Source organism: Microcella alkalica, assembly GCF_014137945.1.
In the GTDB taxonomy this organism is placed as follows: domain Bacteria; phylum Actinomycetota; class Actinomycetes; order Actinomycetales; family Microbacteriaceae; genus Microcella; species Microcella alkalica.
The window spans coordinates 464,015-480,294 of record NZ_JACGWX010000001.1 but is presented as its reverse complement, the minus strand read 5'-3'; the positions used below and the strand labels follow the sequence as shown (position 1 = coordinate 480,294).

General features: G+C 71.7%; 16 protein-coding genes. 7 read left to right on the top strand and 9 right to left on the bottom strand.

Features of this window, described 5'->3' with window-relative positions; genetic code table 11:
* Window positions 1-15: 15 nt before the first annotated feature.
* Window positions 16-2,064 carry a DUF2510 domain-containing protein gene (locus FHX53_RS02285; RefSeq protein WP_182489724.1) on the top strand — a complete coding sequence of 683 codons (2,049 nt, stop codon included), beginning with the start codon at window positions 16-18 and terminating at the stop codon, window positions 2,062-2,064.
* 52 nt (window positions 2,065-2,116) lie between these two features.
* On the opposite strand, the gene FHX53_RS02280 is transcribed toward FHX53_RS02285, so the two are convergent.
* Window positions 2,117-2,785, bottom strand: a complete 669-nt coding sequence (locus FHX53_RS02280; RefSeq protein WP_182489723.1) for an esterase/lipase family protein — start codon at window positions 2,783-2,785, stop codon at window positions 2,117-2,119.
* Window positions 2,786-2,863: 78 nt separating this feature from the next.
* On the opposite strand from FHX53_RS02280, the gene FHX53_RS02275 reads away from it, so the two are divergent.
* Both FHX53_RS02275 and FHX53_RS02270 read left to right on the top strand, forming a co-directional pair.
* Complete coding sequence (locus FHX53_RS02275; protein WP_182489722.1) at window positions 2,864-4,375, top strand: phytoene desaturase family protein; 1,512 nt, start codon at window positions 2,864-2,866, stop codon at window positions 4,373-4,375.
* A gap of 20 nt (window positions 4,376-4,395) precedes the next feature.
* On the top strand, window positions 4,396-4,929 hold the full coding sequence (locus tag FHX53_RS02270) for an SRPBCC family protein (protein ID WP_343050751.1): 534 nt from the start codon (window positions 4,396-4,398) through the stop codon (window positions 4,927-4,929).
* Here FHX53_RS02270 and FHX53_RS02265 read toward each other — a convergent pair.
* Window positions 4,926-5,183 carry a hypothetical protein gene (locus tag FHX53_RS02265; protein WP_182489721.1) on the bottom strand — a complete coding sequence of 86 codons (258 nt, stop codon included), beginning with the start codon at window positions 5,181-5,183 and terminating at the stop codon, window positions 4,926-4,928. The genes FHX53_RS02270 and FHX53_RS02265 overlap by 4 nt on opposite strands.
* Before the next feature lie 90 nt (window positions 5,184-5,273).
* A complete protein-coding gene (locus FHX53_RS02260) occupies window positions 5,274-8,972 on the bottom strand; it encodes a TM0106 family RecB-like putative nuclease (RefSeq protein WP_182489720.1) in 3,699 nt (1,232 codons plus the stop codon).
* 130 nt (window positions 8,973-9,102) lie between these two features.
* Here FHX53_RS02260 and FHX53_RS02255 point away from each other — a divergent pair, with 130 nt between their 5' ends.
* The 4 genes from FHX53_RS02255 (at window position 9,103) to FHX53_RS02240 (ending at window position 11,000) form a co-directional block, all read left to right on the top strand.
* The gene (locus tag FHX53_RS02255; protein ID WP_182489719.1) at window positions 9,103-9,708 is read left to right on the top strand and encodes a helix-turn-helix domain-containing protein; all 606 of its coding nucleotides are present in this window, start codon (window positions 9,103-9,105) and stop codon (window positions 9,706-9,708) included.
* Window positions 9,705-10,265, top strand: a complete 561-nt coding sequence (locus FHX53_RS02250; protein ID WP_182489718.1) for a DUF6036 family nucleotidyltransferase — start codon at window positions 9,705-9,707, stop codon at window positions 10,263-10,265. The genes FHX53_RS02255 and FHX53_RS02250 overlap by 4 nt, the downstream gene beginning before the upstream one ends.
* The gene (locus FHX53_RS02245) at window positions 10,262-10,549 is read left to right on the top strand and encodes a nucleotidyltransferase domain-containing protein (RefSeq protein ID WP_182489717.1); all 288 of its coding nucleotides are present in this window, start codon (window positions 10,262-10,264) and stop codon (window positions 10,547-10,549) included. The genes FHX53_RS02250 and FHX53_RS02245 overlap by 4 nt, the downstream gene beginning before the upstream one ends.
* A gap of 73 nt (window positions 10,550-10,622) precedes the next feature.
* A complete protein-coding gene (locus tag FHX53_RS02240; protein WP_182489716.1) occupies window positions 10,623-11,000 on the top strand; it encodes a M48 family metallopeptidase in 378 nt (125 codons plus the stop codon).
* Here FHX53_RS02240 and FHX53_RS13980 read toward each other — a convergent pair.
* The 6 genes from FHX53_RS13980 to FHX53_RS02210 all read right to left on the bottom strand — a co-directional run bounded on the left by FHX53_RS13980 (window position 10,997) and on the right by FHX53_RS02210 (window position 16,274).
* Window positions 10,997-12,232 carry a HipA domain-containing protein gene (locus FHX53_RS13980; RefSeq protein WP_182489715.1) on the bottom strand — a complete coding sequence of 412 codons (1,236 nt, stop codon included), beginning with the start codon at window positions 12,230-12,232 and terminating at the stop codon, window positions 10,997-10,999. The genes FHX53_RS02240 and FHX53_RS13980 overlap by 4 nt on opposite strands.
* Window positions 12,229-12,537: a helix-turn-helix domain-containing protein gene (locus FHX53_RS02230; RefSeq protein WP_182489714.1), complete on the bottom strand. Its 309-nt coding sequence runs from the start codon at window positions 12,535-12,537 to the stop codon at window positions 12,229-12,231. Before FHX53_RS02230 ends, FHX53_RS13980 begins: the two co-directional genes overlap by 4 nt.
* A 51-nt stretch (window positions 12,538-12,588) precedes the next feature.
* Window positions 12,589-13,917: a plasmid pRiA4b ORF-3 family protein gene (locus tag FHX53_RS02225; RefSeq protein ID WP_182489713.1), complete on the bottom strand. Its 1,329-nt coding sequence runs from the start codon at window positions 13,915-13,917 to the stop codon at window positions 12,589-12,591.
* Between the two features lie 60 nt (window positions 13,918-13,977).
* The gene (locus FHX53_RS02220; protein ID WP_182489712.1) at window positions 13,978-15,252 is read right to left on the bottom strand and encodes a HipA domain-containing protein; all 1,275 of its coding nucleotides are present in this window, start codon (window positions 15,250-15,252) and stop codon (window positions 13,978-13,980) included.
* A complete protein-coding gene (locus FHX53_RS02215; RefSeq protein WP_182489711.1) occupies window positions 15,249-15,548 on the bottom strand; it encodes a helix-turn-helix domain-containing protein in 300 nt (99 codons plus the stop codon). Before FHX53_RS02215 ends, FHX53_RS02220 begins: the two co-directional genes overlap by 4 nt.
* A gap of 180 nt (window positions 15,549-15,728) precedes the next feature.
* Complete coding sequence (locus tag FHX53_RS02210; protein ID WP_425488293.1) at window positions 15,729-16,274, bottom strand: DUF3800 domain-containing protein; 546 nt, start codon at window positions 16,272-16,274, stop codon at window positions 15,729-15,731.
* Between the last annotated feature and the right edge of the window lie 6 nt (window positions 16,275-16,280).

The window sequence follows — 16,280 nt, the reverse complement described above, 5'->3', positions numbered from 1 at the left end:
CCCGGGGGGAACACGATGACTGAGTCGACGACGGGGAGCGGTCTGCCGCCCGCCGGGTGGTATCCGGACGCCGGGGGCCCCGGGTTCGCTCGCTGGTGGGACGGCGCATCGTGGACGGAGCACGTCCAGGCGCTCGGCCCTGCCCACGCCGAACCCGCCGCTCAGGACATGTCGCGCCCTGTGACGCCCGTCTCGCTCGGCCAGCGCGGCCCGATCGGCGTGGGCATGGATCCGGTCGACATCGTCCGGCGCCTTCAGGATGCGGACGAGCCCGCCCCCGTCTCCCCGGTCGACTTCGTCACCGGACAGCATTCGACCTCGGTCTTCCTCGATGGGGGGCCCAGCGGCTCTCGGCCCTCCGGCTTCGGCGGCTCGTCGGCCGGCTCGTCGGCCGGTTCGGGAGGCTCCTCCGGCGGCGAGCTCGTCCTCAGTCGCCGTCAGCGCCGCGAGCTCGAAGCCGCCGGCACCGTGCTCGTCGAGCCGGCCACGGTCGCACCCGAAGCGACCGTCGCCGAGCGTCTCGCCGAGTCCGGGTCCGCCGCCGCCGCGCCGCGCGCTTCCGTCGTCCCGCCGTCGCCAGCGCCGACGATCCCGCCGCCCGGAGCCGAGACCGCCGCCGCCGCCGCCGAGGAGCTCGCCGCAGCCATCGCGGCCCGCCCGCGTGGCGCGCGCGCGATCGCCCGCGCGGCGACGGCGACTGCAACGCCGGCGCCCGTCGTCGCTCCGCTCGTCGCCGCCGCCGTCGCCGCGCAGCCGCCCGTCGTCGTCACGACGCCGTCGAGCGCGTTCGGCACGTCGACCGCCCAGACCTCGCTCGCGGGCGACCCCGCTGACGCGGCGCCCCTTCGCGTGCCCGCCGACTACCCGATGTCGGCCACCGTCCTGCAGATCGAGCTCTCAGTCTCGACCCCCTCCGCTCCGACCGTCGCGCCAGAGCTCGACGCGCTCGCGTCCTCGGCGCCGAGCACGGCCGGGTTCGTCGAGCCCGCCCGCTCGCCTCTGGCCGGCCTCACCGGGCCGCAGCGCATCGCGCCGCAGGCCGCGCGCTCGGCCGCACCGGGGCATCCCGAGCTCGCCGCGTCCGCTGCCGGGGTCGACGCATCGCCCGCTGCGCCCGCTCCGATCTCCGCATCCACGACGGTCGGCGCGACCGGCTTCGACTCGCTGCTCGCGATGGCTCCGCCGCCCGAGCCCGGAACCTCCGCCGCTCCCGTGACGGCGGGTTCGCGCGTCGCTCCGCCGTTCGCAGGTCCCGCATCCGACGTCAGTGCTCCTGCGCGCGGCCGCTCGTTCGCCCAGCCCGCCTCGGGCGAGCCCGGGTCCGCCGACTTCGGCCCCATGGGTCGCTCCTGGCCCGGTTCGGTCGCGACCCCTCCGCAGCGCGCAGCGCGCGCCTCGTCGGGGGCTGCGTGGATGCTCGCGCTCCTGCCGCTCGTCGGCCTCGTCGTCACCGCCCTCGTGCTCGCCGACTCGATCGCGCTCGCGGTGCCCGTTCTCGCTCCCGTGCTCGCACCCGTCGGCGGCCTCATCGCCCAAGCGCTCGCGCTGCTGCCCGCCGTCGTCGCCCCGTTGGCGCCGCTCGCGCTCGGCGTCGCGGGCGTGCTGCTGACGCTCCCCCTCGCGATCGCCGACTCGCGCGCCCTCTCGGCCGCCGGGCACGCGAAGCCCCCCTCGCCGGTATGGGCGCTGCTCGGCCCGCTCGTCTACCTCGCAGCGCGCGCGATCGTGCTGCGTCGTGCACCGGGAGCCGCGGCTCCCGCCTGGGTCAATCTCGCGCTCTCGATCGTCGTCGGAACCGCCACCGCCGCGGCCGTCGTGCTGCTGCCCTCGGTCGCCACCGGCGACCAGCTGCGCACGGTCGAGGCGCTCATCGCTGAGGATCTCGCAGCGCGCGGCGTCGCCGCAACGGTTGCGTGCCCCGACGGGGTCCTCTTCGGCCCCGGCCAGTCGTTCACGTGCGAGGCGCGCGACGACCTCGGCGTCGTCGGCCTGGCGACGGTGATGGTGACGGGCCCGGCGACGGTGGAGTGGACGACGCAGCTCGCCGCCGCTCCGACCGAGTAGGGCGCGGCGCGCGGCTCGGTGCCGGGGCGCGGCGCGCGGCGCGGCGCACGGCTCAGTGCCGCGGCTCGGCCGCCCAGCGCGCGACCTCGTCGAGCACGAGCGGGTGCTCGAGCACGCGAAAGTGACCGACGACCGGTAGCTGCACGTTCGTCGCGCCCTCGAGTCGGCTCGAGCCGGGGATGTACTGGTCGAACGCGCTGAAGATCGACACGATGCGCCCGTTCACCTCGGTCGCCTGCGCGAGCGAGCGGATCACCGGCCGATCAGGGGCGAATTCACGCCACGCCGAGACCGCGAAGCGTGCGAGCGGGGCGCCCGGGAAGGGCGTGTTGATCGCGACGAGCCGCGAGATGCGCTCGGCGCGATCCTCCACCGTGAGCAGCTGCTTGCCGACGAGCCCGCCCTTGGAGTGCCCGACCACGACGACATCGCGCAGGTCGAGCTCCTCCAGGTGCTCGCGCACGAGCGCCGCGGTCTCCTCGATCGGGTGCCGGTTGAGGCCGAGCCTCTGGATGAAATGCACGGGGTGGCCCTCGGCGGTGAGCCGGTCGCCGATCGCCTCGAGGTAGTGCCAGGTCTCGAACACGCCCGGGATCAGCAGCACGGGCGCGGCGACGCCCGTGCCCGGGTCGGGCGGCGTCGACCCGATACGGATCGAGCGCCAGCGGCTGCGCGCGACGAACCCGTAGTCGCGGATCACCCCACCGGTTCTCTCGAGCATCCCGACATTCTGGCCCGAACCCCTGACAGCCGTGCAGGGGCTTGCGCCGCACCTCCCGGCCCGCCCTAGGGTCGATGCATGGAAGAAGCGCGCGCGACCGGCCCCGGCACTCCTGACGCGATCGTCGTCGGCTCGGGGCCGAACGGTCTCGCCGCGGCGGTGACCCTCGCGCGAGCGGGTCTCGAGGTGATGGTGCTCGAGCGCTCGTCGACGATCGGCGGCGGCGCCCGCAGCGGCGCGCTGACCATCCCCGGCTTCACGCACGACCTCGGTTCGGCGGTGCATCCGCTCGCGCTGTCGTCGGGCTTCTTCCGGCGGTTCGAGCTCGCCAAGCGCATCCGGATGCTCGTTCCCGCGATCTCGTACGGGCATCCGCTCGACGGCGGAGCCGCGGGGCTCGCCTACCGCGACCTCGAGCGCACCGCCGAAGCGCTCGGCGCCGACGGCCCCGCGTGGCGGCAGCTGTTCGGCCCGCTCGTGGAGAACGCCCACCGCATCGCGCAGCTGACCGGCTCGCCGCTGCTGCAGCTGCCCCGCCACCCGCTCACGACGCTGCGGTTCGGGCTGCGCGCTCTCGAGCAGGGGCTGCCGTCGTGGAACCTGCGCTTCTCGGAGGATCTCGCCCCGGCGATGCTCTCGGGTCTCGCGGCGCACTCGATCCAGCCGATGCCGAGCCTGTCGACGGCCGCCGCGGCCCTGTCGCTCGGCACGACGGCGCACGCGCGCGGCTGGCCGATCCCAGCGGGCGGGTCGCAGGCGATCACGGATGCCCTCGCCGACGATCTGCGCGCGCACGGCGGCTCGATCGTCACGGGTGCGGAGGTCGGCGACATCCGCGAGCTGCCCGCCGCCCGCGCGGTGCTGTTCGACACGAGCCCGCGCGCCCTCTCGCGCATCGTCGGCGAGCGGCTGCCTGCGCGGTACCGCGAGCGGCTCGAGGGCTACGAGTACGGCAACGGCGTCGCGAAGGTCGACTTCGCGCTCAGCGGGCCCGTGCCGTGGACGAACGAGGAGCTGCGCACCACCCCGACCCTGCACGTGGGCGGCTCGCGCGAGGAGATCGCGGCGGGCGAGGCGGAGGTCGCGGCGGGCGGCCACCCCGAGAGCCCGTACGTTCTCGTCGCGCAGCCGAGCGTCATCGACTCGAGCCGCGCCCCGGAGGGTCAGCACACCCTGTGGGCGTACACGCACGTGCCGCACGGGTCGACGGTCGACCGCGAGGAGGCGATCATCGCCCAGATCGAGCGGTTCGCGCCGGGGTTCAGGGAGTTGATCCGGGCATCCTCGAGCCGGACGGCCGCGCAGATGCAGCAGCAGAACGCGAACTACCTCGGCGGCGACATCGCGGTCGGCGAGCCGACGCTCGCGCAGCTCGTCGCCCGGCCGGTGCTCTCGACCGACCCGTGGCGCACTCCGGCGAAGGGCGTCTACCTGTGCTCGTCGGCGACGCCGCCGGGGCCGGGCGTGCACGGGCTCGCGGGCTACTACGCGGCGCGCTCGGCGCTCAAGCACGAGTTCGGCTACCGGATGCACCCGTATCTGGGCACGGGCGAGCCGGGTGCGGCGGCGCCAGCGACGGGGGGTGCGTGATGTCGGTGAACGTGCGGGAGATGGACTGCACGCCGGAGGCGGTGTTCGCGGTGCTCGCGGATGCGTGGGTGTTCCCGACCTGGGTGGTCGGCGCGTCGCGGATGCGCGATGTCGACGGCGACTGGCCGGAGGCGGGCGCGACGCTGCATCACTCGTTCGGGCTGTGGCCGCTCGTGATCGATGACCGCACGCTCATGGTCGAGTGGGATCCCCCGCGGCGCGCGGTCATGCAGCCGGCGGGGTGGCCGCTCGGCGAGGCGCGGGTCGAGATCGATGTGAAGCCGCGCGGCTCGGGCTGCGTGGTGCGGCTGGTGGAGTTCGCGGTGCGCGGGCCGGGGCGGCTGGTGCCGTCTCCGGTGGCGGATGCTCTGCTCTCGGTGCGCAATCGGGAGACCCTGAGCCGCCTCGCCCACATCGCGGAGGGTCGCGAGGGCAACCATGAGGCGCTCATCACGGGTCAGGGCGAGGAGGCCCTGCCGGAGCAGGTCGACGGCGAGGGCGGGGCGGAGGTCGACGCGACGGCGTCGGGACCGGGTTCGGGCCCGGCGCGTTAGCCGGCGGAGCCGACGGGGGGCTGCGGTGCTGAACGCGGGGAGTCGGGGGGCTGCGGGGTGATGGGGCCGTAGTAGCCGGTGGCGCCGCCGCGGGGCGGCTGGTTCTGGGCCCAGCGGTGGTAGTCGCGCATGCCGCGGGAGACGCCGACGCGGATGATGCCGTAGAGCAGCAGGAGCGTGGTGGCGGTGCCGACGGCGACGAGGATGACGGGCAGGAGCAGGCCGGTCATGAGTCCGAAGTCGGGGCTGTACATGGGGTGATTCTCTGTCGCCTGTGTGGTGCGGGCGTGGAGGCGCGCGGGCTGTGCGGTTCGGTCGGTGTCAGCGGGAGCGTGCCGGGTGCGTCAGCTGCCGGCGTCGAGGACGCGGAGGAAGGCGCTGAGCTCGGCGACCCCGGCGGGAGTGTGCGGCAGGTGCTCGGTGAGGGCGGGCGAGTGGACGACGTAGGCGGCCCACTGGGCGCGTGAGATGGCGACGTTGAGCCGGTTGCGGTTGAGGAGGAACTCCATGCCGCGCGGCGCGTCGCCGGGGTTGGAGGCGGCGAGGCTGACGATGGCGATGGCGGCTTCCTGGCCCTGGAACTTGTCGACGGTCCCGACGCGCGTCTCGCGGTGCCCGGCGGCGTCGAGCGCGAGCCGCAGGGTGTGGACGTGCGCGTTGTAGGGGGTGACGACGATGACGTCGCGGGCGTCGAGCGGGCGGCTCTTGCCGGCGGGGGTGTCGTGGTCGTCGGGGCTCCACGCGGTGCCGAGCAGCCGGTCGATGATGTCGACGACGGCGACGGCTTCTTCGACCGATTCTGTGTCGTTGCCGCGGTGCTCGACGGGCACGGGGTGGAGGCCGGGCGGGACGCCGCCGAGGTGGCGTCGGGAGGCGGCGGGGTGGGCGTGGAGGCGGCCTTCGTAGGAGAGGTCGCTGACGACGGCGGCGAGGGCGGGGTGGACGCGGCGGGTCTCGGCGAGGAAGTAGCCGAGTTCGGGAGGGAGGACGTCGTGGCCGTCGCTGAGGTAGCCGAGGGCGCTGCCGTCGATGGGTTCGGGGTGGGTGCCCTGGCTGACCTGGGGCAGCTGCTGGGGGTCGCCGAGGAGGAGCAGGCGGCGGGCGCTCATGGAGGCGGCGATGGTGGCGGCGAGGGAGTACTGGCCGGCTTCGTCGACGACGAGGAGGTCGAGCTCGCGGCGGCCGACACGGCCCGGGTCGCTGAAGTCCCACGCCGTCCCGCCGATGACGTAGCCGCCGGTCTGGCCGGCGGCGTAGGTGCCGAGCGAGCGGGTGCCGTTGGGCAGCACGGTGTAGCGCCGTAGCGCGGTGCTCTCGGCGTGGTCGTCGCCGGCGCGCGCGGCTTTGGCGACCTGCGCGGGCGGGAGCCCGGCAGCGACGACGGTGTCGAGCATGTGCTCGACGGTGGCGTGGCCTTGCGCGACGACGCCGATGCGCCAGCCGTGGTCGGCGGCGAGTCGGGCGATGACGCGCGAGCCGAGGTAGGTCTTGCCGGTGCCGGGCGGTCCTTGCACGGCGAGGTAGGAGTCGTGGAGGTCGAGCAGGCTCGCGATGACGGCGCTGATGCGGTCGGGTTCGCCGTCGGCGTCGTTCTCGACGACAGCGAGCGGCCCGCCGCTGACGGTGACGGGCGGGCGGCGCAGGAGCAGGTCGACGACGGCGTCGCGCGGCAGCGCGGGTGCGGCGGTGACGAGTTCGGCGCCCCATTCTTCGATGGCGGGCCTCTGCTTGCCCGGGTCGGGGGGCGGGCCGGGTGTGAGGGCGATGGGCAGGTCGTCGTACGGGCTGACGGGCCCGCCGGTGGCGGGGTCGGTCGGGAGGGTCTCGGTGATGACGATGCTGTCGTCGTCGGCGCCGGTGAGGGCGATGCTGTCGTCGTCGGCGCCGGTGAGGGCGATGCGGCGGGCGGGGCGCGATCGCGGGTCGCGTCGGTTGGGCGGCAGCGGGGCGGGATGCTCATACACGGCGTACGGGCCGGTGCGCGTGCTGACGCTCACGCGCGAGCCGGGCGCCCACTCGCCGACGAGCCGCACGTGCCGGCGGAGGGAGCGCTGCTTGCCGCTCTTTCCCCAGTCGGTCTGGGTGTGGGTGCCGTCGGGGTCGACGAGGAAGACGTCGCGCGTGTCGGCCCATTCGTCAACGGCGCTGGCGAGGCGGTCGTAGTGCTCCCACCAGAAGGTCTTGTGCTCGCGCCGGTGGTAGTCGATCGCGGCGGCGGCGTAGTGGTAGAGCCGCTCTTCGGGGGTGCGGTCGGGCTCGACGCCGTGCGTGCCGTCGGGGCGGGCGGCGAGGGCGATGAGGTCGTCGTGGAGCGGCGAGGCCTCGATCTCGCGCTCGGGCGATGCGTCGTCGAGCGCCGAGTCGCCGCCGCCGAGGCCACCGTCGCCGGGTCCGTCGCCGTCGCCCGGTCCGTCACCGTCGCCGTCGCCGTCTCCGCCGCGGTCGTCGCCTTCCCCTCCGCTTCCGCGCGGGTACGCACGCAGCCAGTCGGCGAGCTTGCGCGTGCTGACGCAGTCGACGCGGTTGTAGTCGGCGATGTCGTCGATGATCTGCTGGGCGGCGACGTGGTCGCCGTTCTCGCGCAGCTCGCGGGCGCGCACGTACTCGGCGACCGAGTCTCCTCCGGCGGCGACTGCTGCACCCACGCGCGACTCGGGCCAGTAGAGCGGCTCGAGCTTCTTGATCGAGTAGCTGGCCGACCCGATGCGGAAGGCGCGCTTGACGACCATGTACAGGTCGACGAGCACGCCGTCGCGGAGGAGCTCGTCGACGATCAGCTCGCCGACTCCGTGGCGGGCGGCGAGCTGGCGCAGGTGGGTGCGCTCGTAGGCGGCGTAGTGGTAGATGTGCAGGTCGGGGTGGGCGGCGCGTCGCTGCTGCACGTCGTCGAGGAAGGCGATGAGGGCATCCCGCTCTTCTGCGAAGCTGTGCGCCCAGTAGGCGGTGAACTCATCGTCAGCGTCGACCATGCCGAAGAGGTAGTCGAGGTTCCAGCGCGCGGGGTCGCCCTCGGTGTAGAGCGGGTCGCCTTCGAAGTCGAAGTAGAGGTCGCCGGCGCTCGGCGGGGGCAGCGCGGCGAGAGCGGCGGCGTCCACGAGCTCGACGGGGGGCGGGGCGCCTGCGCCCTTCGCGGCTGCGGCGGCCTGCAGGCGCGCCTGGAGTCGGAGGCCTTCGAGCGTGCGAGCGGGCATCCCGTCGATGGGGCCGGTCGAGTCGGCCAACCCGCGCACCGTCGTGATGCCGGCGGCGCCGAGGCGGCTCCACTGCTGGCCGCGCAGGCCGGCGACCTGCCAGACGTCGTCGTGCTCGACGATCGCGGCTTCGCACCATGCGCACTTCCCGCAGTGGGCGACGCTGTCGGCCCGCCACGGCAGCACCGAGCTGGCACTCATGCGCTCGCGCAGCAGGGCGTGCATGCGGGCGCGCTGGCGGCGGTGCACGGGGGCGATGTCGACGAGGCGGTGGATGCTCGTGGCGCCGGTTCCGAGGATCAGCCCGGTCTCGTCGTCGACGGGCACGCCGAGCCGCTGCAGCTGGTCGGCGTAGGCGGCGAGCTGCAGCAGGGCGGTGACCTTCGCCTTGCGGGCGAGCTTGCTGTCGAGCACGCGGTAGACGCCGCCGCCGCGGTGCTCGAGGAAGTCGGCGAACCCGATGAAGGCGAGCCCGAGGCCGTCGGCGAGGTCGGGGCCGTGCTCGGGGTCGAAGAAGGTGCCCTGCGTGACCATGTCGGTGCGCGCGCGGAGGGCGGCGGCGGTCTCGGCCTGAAGGTCGAGGTACGCCTCGACGCTCGGGGCGTCGGTGCGCGGGATGTCGACGAGCGTGCCCGATTCCCGGTAGCGATCGACGAGCCGCGCCTCGTGGGCGTGGCCCATCTCGATCGTGCGCTGCATCATCGCGTCGGTGGCCTCCTCGACCTTCGCGATGCGGCCGAGCAGCGCGTCGACCGTGCGGCCGAACCCGAACTCGCAGCCCGCGGCGCTCGTCAGGTCGCTCGCCGAGGTGACGAGCATCCGCCCACCATCGGGCCTGTCGAGGAGGAACATGGGCTCACGCTAACGGCGACCACCGACAATAACCGGTCAGCGCGTCCGCGACGAGTGCATGATGAGCGCGGCATTGCCTCAGTCCTGGGACCCGCCTAGACTGTTATGCGTATACGCATAGGAGGTCCCGATGATTCAGCCCGCACGGACGCTTCTTCGCGCTCGACGATCCGCCGGGCTCAGCCAGGCCGCCCTCGCCCGGCGTTCCGCCATCGCGCAGTCGACGATCAGCCGGATCGAGAGCGGAGCACTCGACCCGACGTGGTCGACGATGCAAGCACTTCTCGAGGCGACGGGCTGGGAGGTGAACGCCGCCGCCGGGCCCGAGTCTGACCTGATAGCGCCAGAGACTGCGGCCCGCTCGATCGCGACGCAGCTCGGTCACGGCAACATTGATGCCGCGGCCCGAGACCTCACCGAATCGGTGGGTCGACTGATCCGCTACCTCGACGAGCATCCGGGCGTGGAGCCGCCGGCGTGGGCGGTCGCCGCTCCGAAGACGGCGGACCTCCCGATGATGTGGTCGACGTTCCTGGCCACGGCGTTCGCGTACGCGCTTCAGAGCACCGGGCGCGCGGTTTCTCCGTGGATGCTCGCCGTGCCCGCGCTGCCTGACGAGACCGCTCTGGGCGACGAACCCAGTGAACGATTCCGCGAGTGGCTTCGCGCGCGCACGCCGGAGGTGTTCCGTCAGAAGAACCTCTTGTCGCGCGCTGAAGACTGGAGGATCGCGTGAACGACGGCTACCGCCAGCTCACTGGCGAGGAGATCGAGGGCCTCCTCGCCGAACTGCTGGAGCGTGCCGACGATGCAGGTGTCGACGCCGACATCTTCGTCGTGGGCGGGGCCGCCATGGCGCTGCAGCTGGGCCGTGATCAGCTCACTCCCGACGTCGACGGGCTCTTCCGCCCATTCGACCGGATCCAAGCGATCGCGCAGGCGATGGCGGACGAGCACGGGCTGAGTCCGCAGTGGATCAACGAGAACGCTCGCCCCTTCATCGCTTTCGACACCGACGACCCGCGCCACTTCGTCACCGTCGCGCTCAGGGGCCGCGCGCTTCGGCTCGCATCGCCCCGGGCGCTCCTGGCGATGAAGATGGCGAGATACGCGCGCAAGGACTACGCAGACATCACCGCGTTGATCCGCCATCTGGATCTCGCGGCGCCGTCGGAGATCGTCGAACTGACCGTTGAGGTGCTGGGCGAGGACTCCCCCGCGCTCGTCGACGGGCGGGAGGATCTTGAGCTCCTGGCCTTCGAGGCACTGCGCCGGGCGGGTCGCCTGCAGTGACACTCGACGACGTGCTTGCGCATCGTCGCGAGATTCTCCGTCTCGCCGGAGAGCACGGTTTCGATGCGGTCACCGTCATCGGCTCCGTGGCTCGCGGGACGGCAAGCGAGTCCAGCGACCTTGACCTTCTCGTAAACCCACTTCCGTCGGCCGCGCTGCTCAGCCTCGGTGCGTTCGAAGCCTGCCTCGAGGAGCTTCTCGGGGTACGGGTCACCGCTCTCAGCGTTCGTGCTCTTGATAACGACCGCGACCGCTCATTCCTGGTTGGGGCAGTCGAGCTCTGAGCCTGCCCTTCCCAGCCGCAACTCACTTCGGCACCGCGTGCCACTCCGCCCCGCGCGGCAGTAGATTCACCCCGTGTACCGGCAGATCGCCCGCAACAAGCGGTGGAGCATCCTGCTCATCGCCCTGTTCTGCCTCGCGGTGATCGGCCTGGGCCTTTTCGCGTCGTGGGTGTTCGCCGAGCTGTGGCCACTGGTGCTGATCGTGATCGCGTGCCCGCTCTACGTGTGGCAGGCGCTCACCAACGCGACCAAGTCCGCGGCCGAGACGGCGGGCCTGCGCACGGTGACCGCCGAGGAGGAGCGGTGCCTGCACCGCATCGTCGAGACGACGGCGATCCGTGCCGGCATCCCGACGCCCCGCATCGGCGTCATCGATGAGGATGCCCCCAACGCGTTCGCCGCCTCGCTGAAGCCGGGCGACGCGGTGCTCGCCGTGACGCGCGAGTTCTAGCTCGCCGCCGCTCGCAGCGACTCGAGCCCTGCGTTGATCGCGTCAGCAAACCGCTCGATCTCGCGCGCCGGCGCGCCAGCCGCCCGGGCGACCTCGCGCCACTGGCTCACCTGGCCGACAACGCGGCTGCAGCCCGCACGAGCCTCGTCGGGTGCGAGGCCGAACATCGCCGCGTGCTCGACCAGCGCCTGAGCCATTCCCTTCGCGTCGTCGCGACCGGCCAGCGCCGTGGCGTGCCGGTTCGCCGCGAGGGGCTCGGGGTTGATGTCGAACGCGGGGGCGAGAGCCCACCCGGACCGTGCGCGCACGAAGCCGTGGTTGCGCAAGTGGTCATCGGTGTTGTGCAGGGCGACCCCGACGGCGATGCGCAGCCAGAGCTGACGCAGATCGCTCGCCACCCGCGCCCCGTGTGCGGCGAGCTCGTCGGCGATGGTGAGGTAGTCGCCGAGGTCGCCGTCACGACCCTGCGTCAGCGTGAGGGCGCTGATGTAGTTGATGCGCCGGGAGCCCATTCGATCGAATCGCTGCAGCACGAGCACCTGCCGTCCGTCGATCGGCAGCACCTTCCACGCCGGCACGTGCACGCCGCATCGCGAGGCGAGCTCAAGCGCCACTGATTCCCACAGCATGACGTTCCACTCGTCGCCCGGCCTCGGAAACTTCGCGATGTGCAGCGTGACGCCGTCGCGCACCGATGCTTTGGGTCGGGCACCGCCGAGCGACGCCGTGCCCGCATCCAGCAGAGCCTTCACCGCGGCGAAGTCGTCGTTGTCGCGCACGACGGCGTCGGAAGCCCGCAGCAGTCGGGGCAGCTCGACGAGCGGCGGGACCTCGGTCGTCGCGGCCGCGAACTCCGCCTCACCGTCGCGGCGGAACCTCAGCGCCCCCTGCCGCGTGAGATCTGAGACGGCCAGCAGGTAGTCGCGGTCATCGTGCGCGCGATCGCCCGCAGCGGATGCCCCGCCCCGCCATCGGCGCTCGATCAGGGTTCGCCCCCACCGGTCGGGAGCCGCGTCGGCCCAACTGCGCGGCAGCACCCCGTCGATGGGCTGCGCGGCGAGCGTCAGGGGAAGTGCGGGCTCGAGCGCGTAGGCCTCGCTCGCTTCGACGAATGGGGCGGTGTAGGCCAGCGTCGACGTGACCGTGCGTCGACGAACCTGCGAGTACAGGGTTGCGACGTCGATAGGCGGCGCGCTCTCATCCAGCTGCAGCGCGGCGGTGATCGACGTCACGAGCGCACCCGTTGCGGCAAGCGCTCGTCGGCTCGCGCGCGACCCAGGTCGGTCTCGAGCGGATCGAGCGCGTCCTCCAACTGCTGCAGCACACCGAGCGCCCGGGCGACGCGGAGGACCACGTCGAACCCGACGCTGCTGTCGCCGTTCTCGAGTTTGGAGAGCGTCGAACGTGCGATTCCGGCGCGCTCGGCGAGCTGCTGCGCGGTGAGCCGCTGGAGCTTGCGCCAGGTGGCGAGATGGGCGCCGATCTCCCGCGCTGCGGAGTCGACAGCGTAGGGAACGGGACGCCCTGAGTTGCTCATAATGTAGCTAATAGTAGACCTAAACCACTTTAATGTCCATGAATACATACGTTAAGTAATCTGGTCTTGACCTTGCACCAGCGTGCCGCCGAGCATCGCCCACCCCAGCGCCCGACCGATCTCGGTCGGCTCGCTGCCCCACTCCCACCGCCGCCGCCCGCTCTCGGGGTAGGCGCCGAGGTCGCGCAGCGGCTGCTGCGCCCACGACAGCATGCTCGCCGCCGTCGCCGGCGTCACGCGGCCGTCGAGCAGCTCTTCGAGCCGACTGCCGCGCGGGTCTCGCCATCCCAGCTCGGTGAGGTCGCGCGCCATGCGGTCAGCGAGCGGTTGCTCGTCGAGCGCCTCCCCCGAGACCAGCTGCAGCGCGAGCATCAGCATGAGGTCGCGACCGACCGGCTTCGGCTGGCGCTCGACGAGTTGCTCGGCGACGTGACCCCACAGCGCCCGCGAGTCATCGAGCAGACGCCGCGCGACCGCGGTCGGCACGATGCGACCCTTCGCGACGCGCAGCAGCCCGAGCTGCCGCATGAGCGCCCGTAGGTCGGCGATGGCGAAGGTGCGGTCCTCGCGATTCATCATGCCGACGTCGCGATGCTCCCAGTCGAGCTCGCGCATGGCGTCGCGCACGATCGCGGGCGGCAGCCAGCCCGCGGCCGTGAGAGCTGTGCCGTCGGGGCCGATGCGGCGGAGCATCCATTCGATGGGTCTGATGCTGGCGGCGATCGCTGCGTCGTCGACGATCGGCGGATGCTCCGCCGCGGCCGCGATGCGCGCGCACCAGTCTGAGCCGACGTCGGTCGTGACGCGTGTGAGCAGGGGGCGCACAAGCGGCAGGGTGCGCGTGGTGGCGAGCAAGGTCTGCACGCTCGCGTCGAGCGCGGCAATGTTGAGCGCGACAGTGTCGAGCGCGGCAATGTCGACCGGCTCGGAGGCGGTGACCCGTTTCGCGCGGCGCTCGTTGAAGGTGTGGACTCCGCCGGAGTCGTCGTGCGGCGGCTGCCCGACCGCCGCGAGCACGCACCGCGGGGTGTCGTCGCCGTCGATCGCGGTGATCGTGAGCCGCCAACTGTCGCCGAAGTCGTATTCGTACCAGAGCGTGCCGCCGCCCACCGTGAGGGCCTCGGCGAGTGTGGCGTCAGCGTCAGGCTCGCCGTCGAACTCGTCGAGTAGTGACGGCAACAGCCACGAGCGGGGTTCAGGCACATCCGCGCGCCACCGCTCGTACGTGTCGACCGAGTCGAAGCGGTGCAGGTGCACGTTCTGCCAGTCGAACAGCCGCTGAATGACGAGGTGCACGACGTCGAGCGTCGTGCCGGGGTCGATCGCGATGTCGCGAGTGACGGGTGGCACCGAGTCGATCAGCGAGAGGCGCACGTGCATGGCGACCACGGTAGTTGAGGTGGAGCGGGTCGAGCGGCTGCGGCACGTCCGGTGGGGGCTCTAGACGAGCCCGAGCGCGTAGTCGAGCTGCTGCTCGTCGAACGCGACAGCCATCGCCTCGATCTGGCCTGAGTCGATCTGCCGTTCGCGGGCGACGTCGCGCCAGTGCGCCACCTGCTCGCCGACTCCCCGAACGACTGCAGCTGCCGACGCGCCAGACAGGCCAAAGGCGTCGGCCACCGCGATGAGGCTGCGCAGATCACGGCGGCGCGGGTCGTCGTCGGCGCTGATGGGCCGCGAGGTGATGACTCCGCGCGAGCGCGACGGGTTCAGGTCGAACACGGGAGCAAGTCGCCAGCCGGTGCGCCCTCGCAGCAGCCCGTGATTGCGCCAGTGGTCGTCGACGTTGTTGATGAGCACGGTGAGGGCGACGCGGCCGTACAGCTCGCGCAGGTCGGCCGCAGGGTTCTCGCTGAGCTCGGCGAGAGCATCCGCGAAATCGACGTAGGTCACGCTGCGACCCTCGTGCTCGCCGATGCTCATGGCCGTCGCGGCCGAGATGTAGCCGATGCGCGAGCCGTCGATCGTTCTGTCGAAGCGGTGAGCGAGGAGCACCGACGTCGACGCCCCGGCCGGCACCCGGTTGAAGCGCGGCACCGCCAGCCCCGCGCGGCCGGCGATGGTGAGCGCGAGGGCCTCCCAGGCTTCGACGTCGAAGACGCCGTCTTTCGAGTGAGGCAGTTTCGCGATGGCGAGCTGGCCGTTGGCGATCAGCACGTTCGCTTTGGAGCGTGCGCCGCCGGCGCTCGTGGCGATGTCAGACAGATAGGCAAGGTCGTCATCGGTTGCCTCGTTGGCGTCGTAGCGACGCGCCACCTCGACGACGTGGTCGAGCTCGTGCAGGCGCGCGACGCCGCTGTCCTCCGAGAGCCATGGATGCTCGCTCGAGTCGCCCGCGCGAAACCTCAACGCCCCCATGCGCGTGCGGTCGGCGACCCCGAGAAGCAGGTCGAACGGCCCCAGCTGCGCGGGCATCGTCGGGTCGAGCGTGCGGCGCCGGGCGTGGTCGGCCTCGACGATCTTGCGGCCCCACTCGTCGGGCGCCGCGTCGGCGAACGCCCCGAACTGCGGCCGAGTCTCGTCGGTGTAGAGGCGCCCGGTCGCGAGCGGGAGGTCGGGCGAGAGGGCGTATCGGCCCGGATGCGCCAGATAGCTCGGCGCGTACTGAAACGACGATGACGCGAGTGCGCGACCGCCAGTGAATGAGGCCTCGAGCGCTCCGACGTGCACAGGCCCTGCCTCAAGGCCGTCGAGATAGACCTCGACTCGGTTCACGGCGTGCCGCCTGCACCGATGATGGCGTCGAGTCGAGCGCGCGCTGCCTCTGACCGATACGGGTCAGCCGCCGTCACGACCGTGTCGGCGATGCCCAGCGCCGTCAGAACGGCGACCACCGAGTCGAGCCGCGGTGAGCCGGTGCCGTTCTCGATGTGCCGAAGGGTCTCGCGCGTGACGAAGGCACGCGCGGCGAGGTCGGTGGCCGACACCCCGTTGAGCTTCCGCCACGTTCGGATATGCGCCCCGAACTCGCGCAGCAGGCGCTGCTGCCGTGCGGATGCTCGCTGAACCATGACGCCCCCTGACAGGTATACCTGCCATTATATCCGCTTATGGCAGGTTTAGCGATCACCATTGAATCAGTGTTTTGCATCTCTCTCGACGCTCCATGGGGATCAGTGCACGCCAGCGCGACCCCGATTGCCTGCACTGTGAGCACCTCACGAAGTCATCGTTCGCGACGAGGAGAGGGGTCACTTGCGGCGTTGACTTTTCTCGGCTGCAGCTCGAAGCTTCCGCAGCGCCTCTTCCGGCATGCCCGCCGACACTCGATGCCCTTTCACGCTCGGATACAGAGCGCGCTCACGGAGGAAGACATTCGAGTGGAAAATGTCGTTCACGCTCCGATTCCAGAGATGCACTTTCGACTTGTGGGTGAATGCACCGCGCACCGCATCGAAGACCCCACCGGTGGCCCAGGCATGTTCGGAACGCTCGACGAGCTGGTAATCGACAGCCCGCGAAACGCAGGCAGCAACCCAGTCAGCAAACTGAATGTTCGCGCTGACCGCACTGTCGATGTGCATGGGTGGTTCGACGAGGCGCTTCATCTCTTCGAACTCGCTCGAGCGGCTGAACATGTGGGCATAGAGCCTCGGCATGCGATCGACGCGTTGCTTCTCATTCACTTGGTCCATGAGAACAAGCAGATGACTCTCGCGAGTCTTCGCGTGGCGGGCGAGGCGGTTCAGGCTCTCCTTCATAGCTGCGGACTCTCGTTCTACTGTGTTGAGGGTCAAGTCCCT